General features: G+C 73.9%; 18 protein-coding genes. 15 read left to right on the top strand and 3 right to left on the bottom strand.

Features of this window, described 5'->3' with window-relative positions:
* Positions 1 to 29: 29 nt before the first annotated feature.
* Entirely contained in the window at positions 30 to 491 is a 462-nt protein-coding gene (locus tag ABD709_RS05655) for a potassium channel family protein (protein ID WP_344773187.1), read from the top strand.
* Here ABD709_RS05655 and ABD709_RS05650 read toward each other — a convergent pair.
* Complete coding sequence (locus tag ABD709_RS05650) at positions 488 to 1264, bottom strand: IclR family transcriptional regulator (protein ID WP_344773185.1); 777 nt, start codon at positions 1262 to 1264, stop codon at positions 488 to 490. The genes ABD709_RS05655 and ABD709_RS05650 overlap by 4 nt on opposite strands.
* Positions 1265 to 1344: 80 nt before the next feature.
* On the opposite strand from ABD709_RS05650, the gene hutH reads away from it, so the two are divergent.
* The 11 genes from hutH (at position 1345) to ABD709_RS05595 (ending at position 13730) form a co-directional block, all read left to right on the top strand.
* Positions 1345 to 2895, top strand: coding sequence for a histidine ammonia-lyase (hutH, locus tag ABD709_RS05645; RefSeq protein WP_344773183.1), 1551 nt, complete (start codon positions 1345 to 1347; stop codon positions 2893 to 2895).
* Complete coding sequence (gene hutU, locus ABD709_RS05640; RefSeq protein WP_344773181.1) at positions 2892 to 4583, top strand: urocanate hydratase; 1692 nt, start codon at positions 2892 to 2894, stop codon at positions 4581 to 4583. The genes hutH and hutU overlap by 4 nt, the downstream gene beginning before the upstream one ends.
* Complete coding sequence (locus ABD709_RS05635; protein ID WP_344773179.1) at positions 4583 to 5827, top strand: allantoate amidohydrolase; 1245 nt, start codon at positions 4583 to 4585, stop codon at positions 5825 to 5827. The genes hutU and ABD709_RS05635 overlap by 1 nt, the downstream gene beginning before the upstream one ends.
* Before the next feature lie 9 nt (positions 5828 to 5836).
* On the top strand, positions 5837 to 8599 hold the full coding sequence (locus tag ABD709_RS05630) for a helix-turn-helix transcriptional regulator (protein WP_344773177.1): 2763 nt from the start codon (positions 5837 to 5839) through the stop codon (positions 8597 to 8599).
* A gap of 163 nt (positions 8600 to 8762) precedes the next feature.
* Complete coding sequence (locus ABD709_RS05625) at positions 8763 to 10025, top strand: formimidoylglutamate deiminase (protein ID WP_344773175.1); 1263 nt, start codon at positions 8763 to 8765, stop codon at positions 10023 to 10025.
* Positions 10022 to 11200, top strand: coding sequence for an imidazolonepropionase (gene hutI, locus ABD709_RS05620; protein WP_344773173.1), 1179 nt, complete (start codon positions 10022 to 10024; stop codon positions 11198 to 11200). Before ABD709_RS05625 ends, hutI begins: the two co-directional genes overlap by 4 nt.
* 113 nt (positions 11201 to 11313) lie before the next feature.
* Positions 11314 to 11871: a DinB family protein gene (locus ABD709_RS05615; protein ID WP_344773171.1), complete on the top strand. Its 558-nt coding sequence runs from the start codon at positions 11314 to 11316 to the stop codon at positions 11869 to 11871.
* Positions 11872 to 11878: 7 nt separating this feature from the next.
* Complete coding sequence (locus ABD709_RS05610; protein ID WP_344773169.1) at positions 11879 to 12073, top strand: DUF3046 domain-containing protein; 195 nt, start codon at positions 11879 to 11881, stop codon at positions 12071 to 12073.
* Positions 12070 to 13335, top strand: a complete 1266-nt coding sequence (locus ABD709_RS05605) for an MFS transporter (RefSeq protein WP_344773167.1) — start codon at positions 12070 to 12072, stop codon at positions 13333 to 13335. The genes ABD709_RS05610 and ABD709_RS05605 overlap by 4 nt, the downstream gene beginning before the upstream one ends.
* Positions 13328 to 13450 (top strand): hypothetical protein, encoded by a 123-nt coding sequence (locus tag ABD709_RS05600; protein WP_344773165.1) that lies wholly within the window; start codon positions 13328 to 13330, stop codon positions 13448 to 13450. Before ABD709_RS05605 ends, ABD709_RS05600 begins: the two co-directional genes overlap by 8 nt.
* Before the next feature lie 7 nt (positions 13451 to 13457).
* Complete coding sequence (locus ABD709_RS05595; RefSeq protein ID WP_344773163.1) at positions 13458 to 13730, top strand: hypothetical protein; 273 nt, start codon at positions 13458 to 13460, stop codon at positions 13728 to 13730.
* Here ABD709_RS05595 and ABD709_RS05590 read toward each other — a convergent pair.
* The gene (locus tag ABD709_RS05590) at positions 13701 to 14150 is read right to left on the bottom strand and encodes a pyridoxamine 5'-phosphate oxidase family protein (protein WP_344773161.1); all 450 of its coding nucleotides are present in this window, start codon (positions 14148 to 14150) and stop codon (positions 13701 to 13703) included. The genes ABD709_RS05595 and ABD709_RS05590 overlap by 30 nt on opposite strands.
* Before the next feature lie 138 nt (positions 14151 to 14288).
* Between ABD709_RS05590 and ABD709_RS05585 the strand changes: the two genes are divergently transcribed.
* The gene (locus ABD709_RS05585; RefSeq protein ID WP_344773159.1) at positions 14289 to 14537 is read left to right on the top strand and encodes a hypothetical protein; all 249 of its coding nucleotides are present in this window, start codon (positions 14289 to 14291) and stop codon (positions 14535 to 14537) included.
* Here ABD709_RS05585 and ABD709_RS05580 read toward each other — a convergent pair.
* Complete coding sequence (locus ABD709_RS05580) at positions 14534 to 14890, bottom strand: hypothetical protein (protein WP_344773157.1); 357 nt, start codon at positions 14888 to 14890, stop codon at positions 14534 to 14536. The genes ABD709_RS05585 and ABD709_RS05580 overlap by 4 nt on opposite strands.
* A gap of 288 nt (positions 14891 to 15178) precedes the next feature.
* Here ABD709_RS05580 and ABD709_RS05575 point away from each other — a divergent pair, with 288 nt between their 5' ends.
* Both ABD709_RS05575 and ABD709_RS05570 read left to right on the top strand, forming a co-directional pair.
* Positions 15179 to 15631 carry a hypothetical protein gene (locus tag ABD709_RS05575; RefSeq protein WP_344773155.1) on the top strand — a complete coding sequence of 151 codons (453 nt, stop codon included), beginning with the start codon at positions 15179 to 15181 and terminating at the stop codon, positions 15629 to 15631.
* Positions 15632 to 15696: 65 nt separating this feature from the next.
* On the top strand, positions 15697 to 16617 hold the full coding sequence (locus ABD709_RS05570; RefSeq protein WP_344773153.1) for a methylenetetrahydrofolate reductase: 921 nt from the start codon (positions 15697 to 15699) through the stop codon (positions 16615 to 16617).
* The last annotated feature ends 175 nt before the right edge of the window (positions 16618 to 16792 follow it).

Genomic DNA, 16792 nt, shown 5'->3' with positions numbered 1-16792 from the left:
ACCCGTCGGCGGTCCGCCATCATGAGTGCGTGGACGAGGACCGCAGGGTGGCCAGCCGGTGGGGCTTCCGCCGGTTCCAGCTGCGCATCGTGGCCGCCATCACCGCCGTGATCACGGTGATCGTCGCTTCCTCGTCGCTGGTGATGTGGCTCGTGGAGCGGGACGGCCCGCACTCCAACATCCACAGCTATCCCGTCGCGGTCTGGTGGGCGATGGAGACCATCACGACCGTGGGGTACGGCGACCACCACCCGACCACGACCCTCGGGCGGGTCGTCGCCGGGTTCCTGATGGTGGCAGGGGTGGCCCTCGTCGGCGTCATCACCGCGACGGTCGTCACCTGGTTCTTCGCCGAGCTCGACGTGCTCCGCGAGGTGCGGGAGATCGAGCGCGAGGAGGAGCGGACCGAGGCGACCCTCGAGGAGGTGCTCGCCCAGCTGGAGCGCCTGCACGAGCGGTTGGACCGGATCGAGCGCCGTGGTCGGGACTAGCGGGCTTCGGGGACGGTCGGGCGCGCTCCACCGAGCCGTCCGCTGACGGTGGCGGCCGTACGGCGCACGGCCCGCACCGTGCGCGGCAGGTCGACGTCGGCTCCTGCCGGGTAGGTGACGGCGATCGCCGCGACAGGGTGCCCGTTGTGGTCGTGCACCGCGGCCGCGACGGACTCGAAGCCGGGCGTCACCTCGCCGCTCTCGTCGGCGTGGCCGCGGCGCCGGGTCTCGGCCAGCACCGACCTCAGTGCCGTGAGCGATCGCGGTCCGGTGCCGTGGCGGTCGACGAACGCGGCCCGGTCGGGGTAGAGCGCCCGCACCTGGGCCGGTGGCAGCTCGGCGAGGATCGCGCGGCCGCTCGCCGTCAGCTGCGCCGGGAGACGTACGCCGACGTCGGTGACCAGCGGCGGCCGGCCCGGCGCGCGCTCCTCCACCACGTAGAGCACGTCCCGGCCGTGCAGCACCGCGAGGTGCGCCGACTGGCCCACCTGGTCCACCAGCGCCGCGAGCGGCCGCCGCGCGATCCGCTGCAGCGGCGCCTGCCGCGCGTAGCCGCTGCCCGCCTCGAACGCCGCGACCCCGACGCCGTACCTCCGCTCGTCCTCGAGGTGCACCACGAAGCCCTCGGCGACCATCGCTCCGAGCAGGTGGTAGGCCGAGGACCGCGGCATCCCGACCGCGGCCACGATCCGCTCCAGCGGCACCGGCTCGGGCTGTGCGGCGAGGTAGCGCAGCACCCGCAGGGCGCGGGTCGCGGCAGGAACCTGGCTCACCGGTCCACTGTCTCGTATCCGAGACACGAAAGACAGATCCGCTCTGGTGACCGGGCCGGCCCCGGCGTTGGATGAGCCTCATGGAGAACAAGTACGTCGACGTCGGCGTCGGCCCGCTGTCGTTCGCCGACGTCGTGGCGGTCGCGCGGGACGGCATGCCGGTCCGGCTGACCGAGGAGGCGCTGTCGGCGATCGACCGCGCGCGGGCCGTCGTGGAGGAGCTGGCCGCGTCGCCCACGCCGGCGTACGGCGTCTCCACCGGGTTCGGCGCGCTCGCCACCCGGCACATCGCCCCCGAGCTCCGCACCCAGCTGCAGCGCTCGCTGGTCCGCTCGCACGCCGCCGGTTCCGGTCCCGAGGTGGAGCGCGAGGTCGTCCGCGGCCTGATGCTGCTCCGGCTCTCGACCCTCGCGACCGGCCACACCGGGGTCCGTCGCGAGACCGCCGAGCTGCTCGCCGCGCTGCTGGCCCACGGCATCACGCCGGTGGTCAGGGAGTACGGGTCGCTCGGCTGCTCCGGCGACCTCGCGCCGCTCGCGCACTGCGCGCTCGCGCTGATGGGGGAGGGCGAGGTCCGCGACCCGGACGGCCGTCTGGTCCCGGCCGCCGAGGCGCTCGCCGCCGCCGGACTGACGCCGGTCGAGCTCGCCGAGAAGGAGGGCCTGGCGCTGATCAACGGCACCGACGGCATGCTCGGGATGCTCGTGCTCGCGATCACCGACCTGCGCCGGCTCCTGCAGACCGCCGACATCGCCGCCGCGATGTCGGTCGAGGCCCAGCTCGGCACCGACCGGGTCTTCGCCCCCGAGCTGCAGGCGCTGCGACCGCACCCCGGCCAGGGCGACTCCGCCGCCAACCTGGTCGCGGTCCTCGCCGACTCCGGCGTGGTCGCCTCGCACCGCGGCCCGGACTGCAACCGGGTCCAGGACGCCTACTCGCTGCGCTGCTCCCCCCAGGTCCACGGCGCGGCGCGTGACACCGTCGCCCACGCCGCCACCGTGGCCGGTCGCGAGCTCGCCAGCGCGGTCGACAACCCGGTGGTGCTGCCCGAGCAAGGGCGGCTGGAGAGCAACGGGAACTTCCACGGCGCGCCCGTCGCCTATGTCCTCGACTTCCTGGCCATCGCCGCGGCCGACGTGGCCTCGATCAGCGAGCGGCGTACGGACCGCTTCCTCGACAAGTCCCGCAGCCACGGGCTGCCGCCGTTCCTCGCCGACGACCCGGGCGTCGACAGCGGCCACATGATCGCGCAGTACACCCAGGCCGCGATCGTCTCCGAGCTCAAGCGGCTCGCGGTGCCGGCCAGCGTCGACTCGATCCCCTCCAGCGCGATGCAGGAGGACCACGTCTCGATGGGCTGGTCGGCCGCCCGCAAGCTGCGGCGCTCGGTCGACGGGCTCGCCCGCGTGCTCTCGGTCGAGGTGCTCACCGCGGCCCGCGCCCTCGACCTCCGGTCGCCCCTCGAGCCCTCGCCGGCCACCGCGGCCGTCGTACGCCGGCTCCGCGAGGCCGGCATCGCCGGTCCGGGCCCGGACCGGCACCTCTCACCCGAGATCGAGACGGCCGTCTCGCTCGTCCAGTCCGGTGCGGTGGTCGACGCCGCCCGGTCAGTGATCGGAGATCTTCGATGACGGATTCGACCCGCTCGACCAACGACCGGCTGCCGATCCACGCCGCCACCGGCACCGGGCTGACCGCGAAGTCGTGGCAGACCGAGGCGCCGCTGCGGATGCTGATGAACAACCTCGACCCCGAGGTCGCCGAGCGCCCCGAGGACCTCGTCGTCTACGGCGGGTCCGGCAAGGCGGCGCGCTCGTGGGAGGCCTACGACGCCATCGTCCGCACGCTGCGCGACCTCGAGGCCGACGAGACCCTGCTCGTCCAGAGCGGCAAGCCGGTCGGCGTCATGCGCACCCACGAGTGGGCGCCGCGGGTGCTGATCGCGAATTCCAACCTGGTCGGCGACTGGGCCAACTGGGAGGAGTTCCGCCGGCTCGAGGACCTCGGGCTGACCATGTACGGCCAGATGACCGCCGGCTCGTGGATCTACATCGGCACCCAGGGGATCCTGCAGGGGACGTTCGAGACGTTCGCGGCCGTCGCGACGAAGCGGTTCGGCGGCACGCTGGCCGGGACCATCACGCTCACCGCCGGCCTCGGCGGCATGGGCGGCGCCCAGCCGCTCGCCGTCACCATGAACGACGGCGTCGTCATCTGTGTCGAGTGCGACCAGTCGCGGATCACCCGCCGGATCGAGCACCGCTACCTCGACGTCGAGGCCCGCGACCTCGCCCACGCGCTCGAGCTCGCCGTCGAGGCCCGGGACGCCCGGAAGCCGCTCAGCATCGGGGTCCTCGGCAACGCCGCCGAGCTGGTGCCGGCCCTTCTGGAGCAGGACGCTCCGATCGACATCGTCACCGACCAGACCTCGGCGCACGACCCGCTCTACTACCTGCCGATCGGCGTGCCGTTCGAGGAGTGGAAGGAGCAGCGCGAGGCCGACCCGAGGGGGTTCACGAAGCGCGCCCAGGAGTCGATGGCCGTCCACGTCCGCGCGATGGTCGAGTTCCAGGACCGCGGCGCCGAGGTCTTCGACTACGGCAACTCGATCCGCGACGAGGCCCGGAAGGCCGGCTACGACCGGTCGTTCGAGTTCCCGGGCTTCGTGCCGGCGTACATCCGGCCGCTGTTCTGCGAGGGCAAGGGCCCGTTCCGCTGGGCGGCGCTGTCCGGTGACCCGGCCGACATCGCGGCGACCGACCGCGCGATCAAGGAGCTGTTCCCGGCCGAGGAGAAGCCCGAGTACGCCCGGCTCCACAAGTGGCTCGACATGGCCGCGGAGCGGGTGCACTTCCAGGGGCTCCCGGCGCGGATCTGCTGGCTCGGGTACGGCGAGCGCCACCGCGCGGGCCTGAGGTTCAACGAGATGGTCGCCAGCGGCGAGCTGAAGGCACCGATCGTGATCGGCCGCGACCACCTCGACTGCGGCTCGGTCGCCTCGCCCTACCGCGAGACCGAGGCGATGCTCGACGGCTCCGACGCGATCGCCGACTGGGCGCTGCTCAACGCGCTGGTCAACACCGCGTCCGGCGCGACCTGGGTGTCGATCCACCACGGCGGCGGCGTCGGCATCGGCCGATCCATCCACGCCGGCCAGGTCACCGTCGCCGACGGCACCGACCTCGCGGCTGCCAAGATCGAGCGCGTGCTCACCAACGACCCCGGCATGGGCGTGATCCGCCACGTCGACGCGGGCTACGAACGCGCCGCCGAGGTCGCCGCCGAGCGGGGCGTCCGGATCCCGATGCAGGAGGGCTGATGACGTTCGAGTCGATGTGGCGCGACCTCGCGCCGATCGGCCGGTCGTCGGCGTCCGGCGGCTACTTCCGGCAGCCCTGGGCGGGCGCCGAGCTGGAGCTCCGCGCCTGGTTCCGCGAGCAGGCGGACGCCCGCGGGCTGACGCTCGAGGAGGACCCGTTCGGGAACCTGGTCGCCTGGTGGAGCCCTGGGTCTCGTGACGGTCGCCAGGGCGACCTCCTCGACCACCGGGGCGCCGTGCTCACGGGCTCCCACCTCGACCAGCGGGGCGCCGTGCTCACGGGCTCCCACCTCGACTCGGTCCTCGACGGCGGCGCGTTCGACGGCCCGCTGGGGGTCGTCTCGGCCTTTGCGGCCGTCGACCTGCTCCGCGACCGCGGGGTCACGCCCGGCCGCGCGCTGGGGATCGCCGCCTTCGTCGAGGAGGAGGGCTCCCGCTTCGGCCGGGCCTGCCTCGGCTCGCGGCTGGCGACCGGCGCGGCCCGCTGGGAGGACGCGCGCTCCCTGGCCGACCGGGACGGCGTGCTCCTCGGCGACGTCGTCGCCGGCGGCGACCCCACCCCGTGGCTGGACCGCGTCGGGTGCTTCGTCGAGCTGCACGTCGAGCAGGGCAGGGGCCTGGTCGACCACGAGTCGCCGGTCGGCATGGCGAGCGGGATCTGGCCGCACGGCCGGTGGCGGTACGACGTCCGCGGCCGGGCCGACCACGCCGGCACGACGCGGATGGCGGACCGTGCCGACCCGATGCTGACCTTCGCGATGACCGCGCTGGCAGCGAACAAGCAGGCCAGGCTGACCGACCAACGGGCCACCTTCGGCCGGGTCGAGGTCGCGCCGAACGGCACCAACGCGGTCCCGTCCCGGGTGACCGGCTGGCTGGACGCGCGCGCCGAGACCGAGGCGGACCTCGAGTCGCTCGTGACCGCGATCGAGAAGCTCGCCGGCGAGCGGGCGGACCGCGACGGCACGACCCTCGAGGTCACCGCCGAGTCGGTGTCCGCAGCGGTGTCCTTCGACGACGCGCTGCGGGAGCGCATCGGCGGCGGGCTGCCGGTGCTCCCGACCCAGGCGGGCCACGACGCGGGCATCCTGCAGGACGCCGGCATCCCCACCGCGATGCTCTTCGTCCGCAACCCGACCGGCGTCTCCCACTCGCCGGACGAGCACGCCGAGGCGGGCGACTGCGTGGCCGGCGTGGACGCGCTCGCGGACCTGTTGATGCGGGCGCTCGGTGAATCGCCCTAGGGTGAGCCCGTGCCGCACCGGCGCCTGCTCCTCGAACGTGATGATGTGCTGGTGGCGCTCCGGGACGCCTGGGCAGCCGCCGGGTCGAGCCATGGGTCCGTGCACCTCCTCGAGGGTCCGGCCGGGATCGGGAAGACCGCGGTGATCAACGCCTTCGTCGAGGAGGTCCGTCGCGATCCGCACGAGGTGCTCGTCGCACGGTGCAGCCCGCTCTCCTCGACCGCCCCCGGGGGAGTCGTGCGCGACTGGTTCGGCCCGGTCCTGCGCCGCTCCGGCATCGGGAAGCCGCCGTTCGACGGCCCCGGCGCCTCCGTCGCCGAGGCCACCGCGCCGCCGGCGGAGCTGGTGTACGGCGTGCAGTGGGTCATCGAGGACCTCAGCACCACGGGTCCGCTGCTGCTCGTCGCCGACGACGTGCACTGGGCCGATCCCGCCTCGCTCGCGGTGCTGGACCACCTCACCGCGGCGGTGGACGCGCACCCGCTGCTCGTGCTCGTGAGCCGGCGCAGCGGCGAGCGCTCGGCGGCGCCCGAGCAGCTCGCCCGCGTACGGCGCCGGTCCCGCCGTCACCTGCTGCAGCCCCTGTCGGCGCACGCGGCGACGACGCTGCTCGCCGACCTGCCGGCCGGGGAGGCGGTGGAGATCGCGCGGCTGAGCGAGGGCATCCCGCTCTTCGTGCACGAGCTCGCCGAGGCCCGCCGTTCCGGTGTCGACGCCACCCCGCGCGGCGTGGTCGACATCGTGCACGCGATCGTCAGCCGGATGCCCGAGGGCGCGCTCGAGGTCGCGCGGGCCGTGGCGGTCGTGGCACGGCCCGTCACGCCGGCGATCGCGGCCGACATCGCCCGGGTCCCGGAGAACGAGGTGCTCCGGATCGTCGACCGGCTCGCGGACGCCGAGCTGCTCACCTGGACCGGCGCGGACCCCGACGAGGTCGCCGTCGCCCACGCGCTGGTCGGCGACGCCTTCCTCGACGGCCTCGGCTCCGCCGGACGGGCCGAGCTGCACGGCCGCGTGGCCGCGGCCCTCCAGCGGGCGGGCGCCCCGGACGAGGAGATCGCGGGCCACCTCCTGCAGACCCCCGCGACCGGGCGGGACGACGTACGCGACCTGTTCACGGCACTAGGCCGCCAGGCGGTCGCCGGCGATGCGGCTCGCCTCGGCGCTCGCTACTTCCTCCGGGCGGTCGAGGAGGTGGACCGTCCGGGCGGGCCGGCGCCCGTCCCGCTGCTCCGCGAGGCCGCCCGGGCGCAGGCTGCCGCAGGGGATGTCGACGACGCGCTCCGGACCTGGCGCCGCGCCGCGGCGGGCAGCCCGACGACCGAGGCGGCGGCCGGCGTGATGGCCGAGGCGGGCGACGCGCTCACCGATGCGGGACGGCACCGCGAGGCCGTCGAGCTGTGGCGCTCGTGGCTCGACCGGCTGCCGGCCGGGGAGGGCGAGGAGGTCCGCAAGCGGCTGGTGGTGCGGATCTCGATGAGCTCCTTCGCCCTGGCCGAGGCCCCGCCCGAGCTCGGCGCCTTCCTCGAGCGGCTGCGGGCGCAGCCTCCGCAGAGCGACACCCACGGCGACCGGCTGATCGCGAGCGCCGCTGCCGCCGGGCTGGTGTTCGCCCGCCAGGGCTCCGCGGACGAGGCCCGCGCGCTGGCGACGCGGGCCTGGGCGGGCGGCAAGCTCTTCGAGGAGGAGACGGCGACCGGAGCGCCGCTCTACGTCGTGAGCGGTGTCCTGGACTGGACCGACGCCTACCGCGTCGCTCTCGACCTGCTCGACCGCGCCGTCGACGGCGCGCGGGCGGCGGGCTCCACCCTCGCGCTGGCGACCGCCCTCTACTGCCGCGGCTACACCCACCTCCGCCAGGGGTCGCTGTCGGCGGCGCTGGACGACCTCTCCCTCGGCCGGGACCTCCGGCGCTTCGGCTGGGAGGCGTACACCCCGGCGCTGCTGCAGGGCCTGGTGGAGGCCTACCTCGTCCGCGGGCAGCTCGCTGCCGCGCGCGAGCTCGGCGCCGAGCTCGCGGCGTTCCTCGAGGAGAGGACGACGATCGCCTCCTACGCTTACGCGGCGCTCAGCGACCTCGCGTTCGTCGACGGCCGGTTCGACGAGGCTGCCGAGCTCCTGGACCGGCTGGCCCGGCTGGTCGCGGAGTCGGACAACCCGGTGCTGCTGACCTGGCGGCAACGACTCGCGCGGGTGCGCGCGCTGCAGGGGCGCTACGACGAGGCCCGCGCCCTGGCCGCGGAGGAGCTGGAGATCACGCGGCAGTGGGGCGCCCCCCGGGTCGCCGCCGGTGCCGCGCTCGTCGCCGCGGAGCTGGACCTCGAGGACCCGGAGGAGCTGCTGCGCGAGGCGCTGAGCCTGACCGAGGCCGACGACCTGCGGCTGACCCGGGAGCGCGCCTATGCCGCGGCGGGGCTGGCCGGGCACCTGCTCGACCACGACCCGGCCGGCGGCCGTGACGAGGCCGTCGCGCTGTCCCGCTTCGCGCACGGCCGCGCGGTCGCCGAGGGCATGGCCCCGCTCGCCGACCGGTCCGCGAACCTGCTGCTGCGCTGCGGCGTACCGGCCGATCCCGAGCAGGACCCGCTCGGCGAGCTGTCACCGGCCGAACGTCGCGTCGCCGAGCTCGTGCTCACCGGGCTGTCCAACCGCGAGGTCGCGGGCGAGCTGTTCGTGACGGTGAAGGCGGTGGAGTTCCAGCTGTCGTCGGTCTACCGCAAGCTCGGCATCCGGGGCCGGCGCGACCTCCTGAAGGTGATGTCGGGTCGATGAGGCAGATTTCTGGGGTCCGTCGCTGCGGATCTGGGGTCGTGGACGGGTGCATCTGCCGCGATCCCGGTACAAGGTGGAGCGTCGTAGGACGCGGGAGGCCGGGTCTTCGTGTGTGGGGCATGCAGACCCGCACCCGCCTCCTCGACCAGCCGGGCGGGACCGCGTGACCGCCTACCTCCTCGAGCGGGCCTGGGTCGACGGCGCCGTCCGCGACACCGTCCGCGTCGAGATCGCCGACGGCCGGTTCGCGAGCGTCGAGGTGGACTCCGACCGCACCGCCACGCCGGTGCGCGGGCTCACGCTGCCGGGCCTCGCCAACGCGCACAGCCACGCCTTCCACCGGGCGCTCCGCGGCCGGACCCAGCAGGAGCGCGGCTCGTTCTGGACCTGGCGGACGCGGATGTACGCCGTCGCGGAGCGGCTCGAGCCGGACAGCTACTTCGCGCTCGCCCGTGCGACGTACCGGGAGATGGTGGCCACCGGCTACACCTCGGTGGCCGAGTTCCACTACGTGCACCACCGGCCCGACGGGACGCCGTACGCCCCGCCGGACGACATGGAGTCGGCCCTGCGGCACGCGGCGGCGGAGGCCGGCATCCGGATGTCCCTGATGGACGCCTGCTACCTCAGCAGCGGGTTCGGCAAGCCGCCCGAGGGCATCCAGGTCCGCTTCAGCGACGGCGACGCGGCGGCGTGGGCCCGGCGAGCCGGCTCCGGCCCCGCCGCCATCCACTCCGTGCGCGCCGTGCCGCGCGACCAGCTGCACGTGTTCCGCGGGCGGGCGCCGCTGCACGTGCACCTCTCGGAGCAGCGCGCGGAGAACGAGGCCTGCCTGGAGGCGTACGGCGTCACGCCGACCCGCCTCCTGCACGACGAGAGCCTGCTCGGTCCGGGCACCACCGTCGTGCACGCCACGCACCTGACCGACGACGACATCGAGCTGCTCGGGACGTCCCGGACGAGCGTCTGCATCACCCCGACCACCGAGCGGGACCTCGCCGACGGGATCGGGCCGGCCCGCCGGCTGCTCGACGCCGGCTGCTCCCTCAGCATCGGGAGCGACAGCCAGGCGGTGGTCGACCCGTTCGAGGAGCTGCGCGGCCTGGAGATGGACGAGCGCCTCGCGACCGAGCGGCGCGGGCACTGGACCGCGGCGGAGCTGCTCGACGTCGGCACCAACCACGCGGCGATCGGCATCGACGGCGCGGGACGGATCGAGGTCGGAGGCCTCGCCGACCTGGTCACCCTCGACACGGCCTCGCCCCGCACCGCCGGCACCGGCGCCGACGAGCAGACCGCGGTCTTCGCCGCCACGGCCCAGGACGTCCGACAGGTCGTCGCGGGCGGGAGGGTCGTGTACACCAGGGACGACGACGAGGAGATCGGGCGCGAGCTGGACTCGGCGATCGGGAGGCTGTGGGCATGAGCACCCTGGTCACGAACATCGGCGAGCTGGCCACGAACGACCCCGCCGCGCCCGACCTCCTCGGGTTGCGGCACGACGCAGCCCTGGTGGTCGAGGACGGCCTGGTCGCATGGACCGGGCCCGCCGGCGAGGCGCCGGCCGCCGACGAGCGGGTCGACATCGGGGGGCGCGCGGTGCTGCCCGGGTTCGTCGACAGCCACAGCCACCTGGTCTTCGCCGGCGACCGCGCCGACGAGTTCGCGGCGCGGATGGCGGGGGAGTCCTACGCGGCAGGCGGCATCCGCCGTACCGTCGCCGCCACCCGCGCGGCCTCCGACGCCGAGCTCGCCGCCAACGTCGACCGGCACGTCGCCGAGATGCGGCGGCAGGGCACGACGACCGTGGAGATCAAGTCCGGCTACGGCCTGACCGTCGCGGACGAGACGCGGTCGCTGCGGGTCGCGAGCGACTTCACCGACGACACCACGTTCCTCGGGGCGCACGTCGTGCCGCCGGAGTACGCCGACGACGTGGCCGGGTACGTCGACCTGGTGACCGGCGAGATGCTGGCGGCCGCGGCGCCGTACGCGCGCTGGATCGACGCCTTCTGCGAGACCGGCGCCTTCGACGACGACCAGGCGCGTGCGGTGCTCGAGGCAGGCGGGGCCGCCGGCTTGCGCGGGCGGCTGCACGCCAACCAGCTCGGCCCGGGGCCCGGCGTACGGCTCGCCTGCGAGCTCGGGCTGACCGCCGTGGACCACTGCACTTTCCTGGCCGACGAGGACGTCGAGGCGCTGAGCGGCTCCGGCACGATCGCGACGCTGCTGCCGGGCGTGGAGTTCTCGACCCGCCAGCCCTACCCGGACGCGCGCCGGCTGCTCGACGCCGGCGTCCGCGTCGCGCTGGCCTCCGACTGCAACCCGGGCTCCTGCTACACCTCCTCGATGCCGCTCTGCGTCGCCCTCGCCGTACGGGAGATGCGGATGACGCCCGCCGAGGCCGTCCACGCCGCGACCGCCGGGGGAGCGGCCGCGCTCGGCCGCGACGACGTCGGCACGATCGCCGTCGGCTCCCGCGCCGACCTCGTCGTGCTCGACGCCCCCACCCACGTCCACCTCGCCTACCGGCCGGGCGTGCCGCTGGTCGCCGCGGTATGGGTGGGCGGCGAGCGCAGCGGGGCGGCGACCGCCCTGTAACACGGAGTCACAGCAGCGCCCGGCCCCGCCCCGGCCCGCGTTGGCGCCCGTTCGGCGTTCGCTGGCCGGGAAATCCCTGGGGTACGTCGGCGACGGTTGTCAGGATGGTCGGCATGAGCGACGCAGCGCCGATCGAGCCCGACACCAAGGACTGGACCTGGGTCCTCGAGCAGCCGTGCCCCGACTGCGGCTTCGAGGCGTCCGCGGTCGATCGGTCGGCCATCGGTGCCGAGATCCGCGGCAACGCCGAGGAGTGGCAGCAGGTGCTGGCCGCCCCGCAGGCCGCCGAGCGACCGGAGCCGACGGTCTGGTCGCCGACGGAGTACGCCGCGCACGTGCGCGACGTGCACCGGGTCTTCGCCGGGCGGGTGACGCTGATGCTGGCCGAGGACGGCCCGAGGTTCGCCAACTGGGACCAGGACGAGACGGCCCTCGCCGAGCGCTACGACCTGCTGGCGCCGGCCCAGGTCGGGCCCGAGCTGCTCGAGGAGGCCGAGCGGGTCGCGGCGGCGTACGACGCGGTCGAGGGCGCCGCCTGGGAGCGGACCGGCACCCGCAGCAACGGGAGCACCTTCACCGTCGAGAGCCTCGGGCGCTACCACCTGCACGACGTCGTGCACCACCTGTGGGACGTGCGCTGGGTGCACGCCGCCGACCGCGGCGGGGCCTGACCGAGGCATGAGGCACACGGAGTTCTGGGAGCGGATGGAGCGGCACCTCGGCCCCGCCTACGCACGGGTCTGGGCAGACCGGACCGTCATCGGCGAGCTCGACCACCGCACGGCGCAGGAGGCTCTGGACGCGGGTGTTCCGCCCAAGCAGGTGTGGCGGGCGGTGTGGCAGATGCTCGAGCTCCCCCTGAGCGAGAGATGACGCAGGACGTCGCGGCGATCCAACGCCGCACCGTCCGGGTGCTCGTGCTCACCCAGGCCGTCGGAGCCGTCGGCATCACCATCGGCATCGCCACCGCGTCACTGCTCGCCCGCGACCTTTCCGGATCCGAGGCGCTCTCCGGGCTGGCGCAGACCGCGCAGGTGCTCGGGGCCGCCGTCACCGCGTTCCTGCTGGCTTCCCTGATGGGCCGGCGCGGGCGCCGGATCGGGTTGGTCACCGGCTACCTGCTCGGTGCCGGTGGCGGCGTGCTCGCCGTGCTCGCCGGCGTGGCCGGGTCGATGCCGCTGCTGCTCGTCGGCGCGGTCCTGCTGGGTGCCACCACGGCGGCGAACAACGCGGCGCGGTACGCCGCCACCGACCTCGCGACCGACGCCACGCGGGCGCGGTCGCTCTCGCTCGTCGTGTGGGCCACCACGATCGGCGCGGTCGCCGGACCCAACCTCACCGGGCCGGCCGGCTCGTTCGCGGACGCGCTGTCGATCCCGCGGCTGACCGGGCCGTTCGCGCTCGGGGCGATCGGGATGCTGGTCGCCGCTGGCGCGGTCGGCGTACTCCTCCGGCCGGACCCGCTGCTCGTGGCCCGTGGCTCCGCCGCGGGGGAGCGCGTCGTCGCGGAGCTGCCGTCCGGGAGCTCCTGGTCGCGCGCCCGGGCCGCGGTGGAGGAGCGGCCGGTGCTCGGCTACGCCATCGCGGGCCTGGCGCTCGCGCACGCCACGATGATCTCGGTCATGGTGATGACGCCGCTGCACATGGAGCACGGCGGCGCCGAGCTCGAGATCATCGGCATCGTGATCAGCATCCACGTGCTGGGGATGTTCGCGTTCGCTCCGTTGGTCGGCGTGCTCGCCGACCGCGTCGGCCGGCCGCCGGTGCTGGCGTCCGGGGGAGTGGTGCTGGCCGTGTCGCTCGCGCTGTGCGCGGCGTCGCCGGACGGGATGTCGTGGCAGGTGACGAGCGGGCTGTTCCTGCTCGGCGTCGGCTGGTCGCTGTCGATGGTCTCGGCGTCCACGATGGTGGCCGAGCACGCGCCGCTCGAGGCGCGCACCGACGTCCAGGGCACCTCCGACCTGGTCATGGGCCTGACCGCCGCCGTCGCCGGCGGCCTGGCCGGCCTGGTCGTCGACCTGGCGGGCTACCGGATGCTGGCGCTCGTCACGGTCGCCCTGGCGGCGGGCACGGTCCTCTGCGCCGTGTCGGCCGGGAACCGCGCGACGGCGGTCCTAGGCTCGGACCGTGGCTGACCTGACCGAGCCCTGCCCCAACTGCGACACCCTGATGCGCTGGGAGACCTCGCACGAGCGCTGTGACGGGTGCGGCTACATCCGTCCGTGCTGCGAGGGCGCACCCTGCGGTTGAGCTCCTGATGGCTGTCTGCCTGGTGTGGCTCGAGGACGCGGCGGGCGTCGAGGCTGTGCTGGCCTCGCCCGGTCCGTGGCGCGAGGTCGTCGAGGCCGGCCCGGGGCTGCTGCTCGTCGAGAGCGACGAGACGCTCTCGCGGGTCTACCACGAGATCAAGTGGATGCTGCCCGACGACGCGGCGCTCCTCGTCGCCCCGCTCGCGGAGCGGCCCAAGGCGCGCGGGGTGACTGCCGGCACCGTGCGGTGGCTACGCGCCCGCCTGCCCCTGCCCGGCTGAGCCCTCGCCGGAGGGTTGCAGGCTCGCCGACACCAGGAACCGCTGCACCTCGATCCGCAGCGCCACCCGTGACGGGTTCGGACGTGGCGTCCGGTAGCGCACGGCGTACTGCTCCTCGGCCCGCCGCACCGACTCGGGGTCGGTCCGGATCTCGGCCGTGCCCTCCAAGGTGGACCACCTCCTGCCGTCCACCTGGCAGGCAGCCACCCGCGGGTCGGTCGATGCGTGCACGGCCTTGAGCGAGCGCTCGGAGGTGATCACCCAGGCGCACCGCCGCTCCAGGTCCAGCGCCACGCCGACGGGAGTGACGTGCGGGCGGCCGTCGCGCCGCAGCGTGGTCAGGGTGCACAGGTGACGCTCACGCCAGAACTCGAGGAGCGATGGCGGGAAGCTCTCCCACCCTGGTTGCCACGAGGTCACGAGGCATCTTCGCATCCGTCCCATCCGGATCCGCGGTGGCTCCGAATGTCCCGTGGGTCGCCCCCGGAAGAGAGCGGTACGGAGCACCGGGGGCGACCTTTTTCGTGACAGTGTCGGAGGGTGGGCGCACACTGAGGCATGGCCGCGCTGAGACCACTCCCCGCCACGGGTGAGGTCTTCTTCGACACGCGTGGGGCGAACCGCGCCCTGCGCGTGACGTGGCACTTCGACTCCGACCTGGTGAACCTCTCGCTGTGGAGCGGCAACGTCTGCACCGGGTCGTTCCGGCTGCCGGTGGAGCAGGTGCCCGACCTGATCGAGCTGCTCCAGACGGGTCTCCGCACCTCCGAGGTGGTCGCGACGTCCCGCCGCCACCAGGCCGGCTAGCGGATGCCGGCCGCTCGATCCAGTGCCTGCAGGAGGTCGTGGGCGGCGAGCTCGACCTTCTTGTGGCGCCACTCCGAGGCGCGGTAGACGCACGCGATCAGCGCGGTGCGGTGCAGCCGGCGGAAGTCGCCGTACACGAACGCGTAGCGCGCCTTGGTCTCGTCGTTGGCCCCCACGGTGAGGCCGAGGTGCCACTTCGCGTAGTCGTCCCACGAGTGCCGCTCGAGGAAGTCGTTGCCGGTCTGGGCGTTGGGCTGGACGACGCCCCAGTCGCTGTCGAGGACGTACTGCCGGGCGGCGATCAGCTCTCGCGCCTTCTCCACGGCGGCGTCGTTGACGTCGTACTCGGCCACGGCGAACCTCCACAGGTCGTTCGGGACAACGCCTGCAGCCTGACACCAGACGCGTCGTCGGCGCCACGGCCCATGTGCGTCTCGCACGCGCCGGGGAGAGGATGAGGGTGGTCGCTCAGCGTTGCTAGCGTTGCGACAGGTGCTCGGGACCGGTCAGCGTTGTCGTGTGATGGAGGCCTCGTGTCGGTACGTATCTTCAGGCTCTGCGCCGTCCTCGTCGCCGTCCTTCTGCTTGCGCCCCTGCTCGCACGCGAAGCTGCCGCGGCCCGGACGATCGAGCGGCCCCGAGTGGATCGGGTTCAGATCGACAAGGTCGTCTACCCCGGGCACGGGGTCGACGTCTGGCGCGCATCAGGGCAGCTGCACCGGTTGTCCGAGACCTCGCTCGGGTTCAGGCGTGCGATCAGGGCCAGCCTCGACCGGACCTGGGGATGGTCGGACGACGATCCTGACTGCGCGCAGGCCCCGGTGGCGACCGTGAAGGAGTACCGGGCGCGGGTCGCGTTCGTGGAGAACCTGGGCATGTTCTCGGGGGGTCCCGGCGACGCTCCGGAGAAGTGCGCCCGTGGCGGGGCATGGCAGTTCTTCGTCAAGCGGAACGGTCACTGGATCTTCCCCTACCGGCTCGGTGGTCAAGACGTCCCCGGCTGCCGGATGCTCCGGCACTCACGCATCCCACGGATGAACGGTGCGACCGAATGCGTGAACGGGAAGGGCGAGATCGTCCCCTACCGCCCCTGACCCGCGGCGCGAGCCCCGTCGACCTTCGCCGATCGGTGCGCTGGGCCTCCGCTACGGTCCCGTCCGTGGATGTCGTCGAGCGCCTTCGTCAGCGTCAGGGCGGCTTCGTGCTGTTCGCGCTCACTCCGCCGAGGCTGGCGACGGCCGATGAGCGGGTCGCAGAGATCGCCGAGACGACCCTGGAGCGCCTGCGTCCGCTCGGCCTGGACGGGCTGATCCTCTACGACATCGACGACGAGAGCTCGCGCAACCCGTCCGAGCGGCCGTTCCCTTTCAGCCCCACCCTCGACCCGGCCGACTACCTGCGGCGTCACCTCGGCGCGTGGCCGACACCGGTGGTCGTCTACCGCGCGGTGAGCAAGTACGGGCCGGAGGATCTCGCGACCTGGCTCTCCTCCCAGGACGCCGCGCGGGTCATGACCGTCCTCGTCGGCGCGCCGACCGCCGGCACCGAGGCGGCCGTCTCCCTCGCGCAGGCGCAGGACCTCCGACGGGACCTGAACCCCGATCTCCTGCTCGGCGGGGTGGCCATCCCCGAACGGCACAGCCGGCGCAAGGACGAGCACCTCCGCCTGGTCGCGAAGCAGGACGCGGGCTGCCGGTTCTTCGTCACCCAGGTCGTCTACGACGTCAACGCGGCCAAGGACCTGGTGTCCGACTACACGTACCACTGCCTGGCCGCGGGCATCGAGCCCGTGCCGATCGTGTTCACCTTCTCGGTCTGCGGCTCGATGAAGACCCTGGAGTTCCTTCGCTGGCTCGGCGTCGACGTCCCTCGGTGGATCGAGAACGACCTGCGCCACGCCACGGACACGCTCGCGGCCTCCCAGGAGCAGGCCTACTCCGCGGCCGTCGAGCTCGCCTCCTACTGCCGCGGGTTGGAGGTCCCCTTCGGCGTCAACGTCGAGAGCGTCTCGATCCGACGGGTCGAGATCGACGCGTCGGTGGAGCTCGCGCGGCGACTCGTCGAGCACCTCCGCGCCTAGGCGAGCCGCCGCCGACCCGCGGCGGCCGACACGCCGCACCTCTTGAACGACTTCGAACACGTGTTCGTCTAGGTTTGCCCGTACGACGACCCGGTGCGAGCCACCGGACGTCCACAGGTACGACGTGGGAGCGGACTGTCCACAACCCACGACGCGGTTGATCAGACTGTGTCGG

Origin of the sequence: Nocardioides panacisoli, assembly GCF_039537325.1 — a bacterium.
Lineage (GTDB): Bacteria > Actinomycetota > Actinomycetes > Propionibacteriales > Nocardioidaceae > Nocardioides > Nocardioides panacisoli.
The sequence above is the reverse complement of the archived record's forward strand: the minus strand, read 5'-3'. Positions and strand labels throughout refer to the sequence as shown.

What these genes read in the sequence shown, in the direction of transcription:
- hutI (WP_344773173.1), top strand. Translation starts at nt 10,022, where the DNA reads ATGAGCACCCTGGTCACGAACATCGGCGAGCTGGCCACGAACGACCCC.
- hutH (WP_344773183.1), top strand. Translation starts at nt 1,345, where the DNA reads ATGGAGAACAAGTACGTCGACGTCGGCGTCGGCCCGCTGTCGTTCGCC.
- ABD709_RS05605 (WP_344773167.1), top strand. Translation starts at nt 12,070, where the DNA reads ATGACGCAGGACGTCGCGGCGATCCAACGCCGCACCGTCCGGGTGCTC.
- ABD709_RS05585 (WP_344773159.1), top strand. Translation starts at nt 14,289, where the DNA reads ATGGCCGCGCTGAGACCACTCCCCGCCACGGGTGAGGTCTTCTTCGAC.
- ABD709_RS05635 (WP_344773179.1), top strand. Translation starts at nt 4,583, where the DNA reads ATGACGTTCGAGTCGATGTGGCGCGACCTCGCGCCGATCGGCCGGTCG.
- ABD709_RS05595 (WP_344773163.1), top strand. Translation starts at nt 13,458, where the DNA reads ATGGCTGTCTGCCTGGTGTGGCTCGAGGACGCGGCGGGCGTCGAGGCT.
- ABD709_RS05615 (WP_344773171.1), top strand. Translation starts at nt 11,314, where the DNA reads ATGAGCGACGCAGCGCCGATCGAGCCCGACACCAAGGACTGGACCTGG.
- hutU (WP_344773181.1), top strand. Translation starts at nt 2,892, where the DNA reads ATGACGGATTCGACCCGCTCGACCAACGACCGGCTGCCGATCCACGCC.
- ABD709_RS05610 (WP_344773169.1), top strand. Translation starts at nt 11,879, where the DNA reads ATGAGGCACACGGAGTTCTGGGAGCGGATGGAGCGGCACCTCGGCCCC.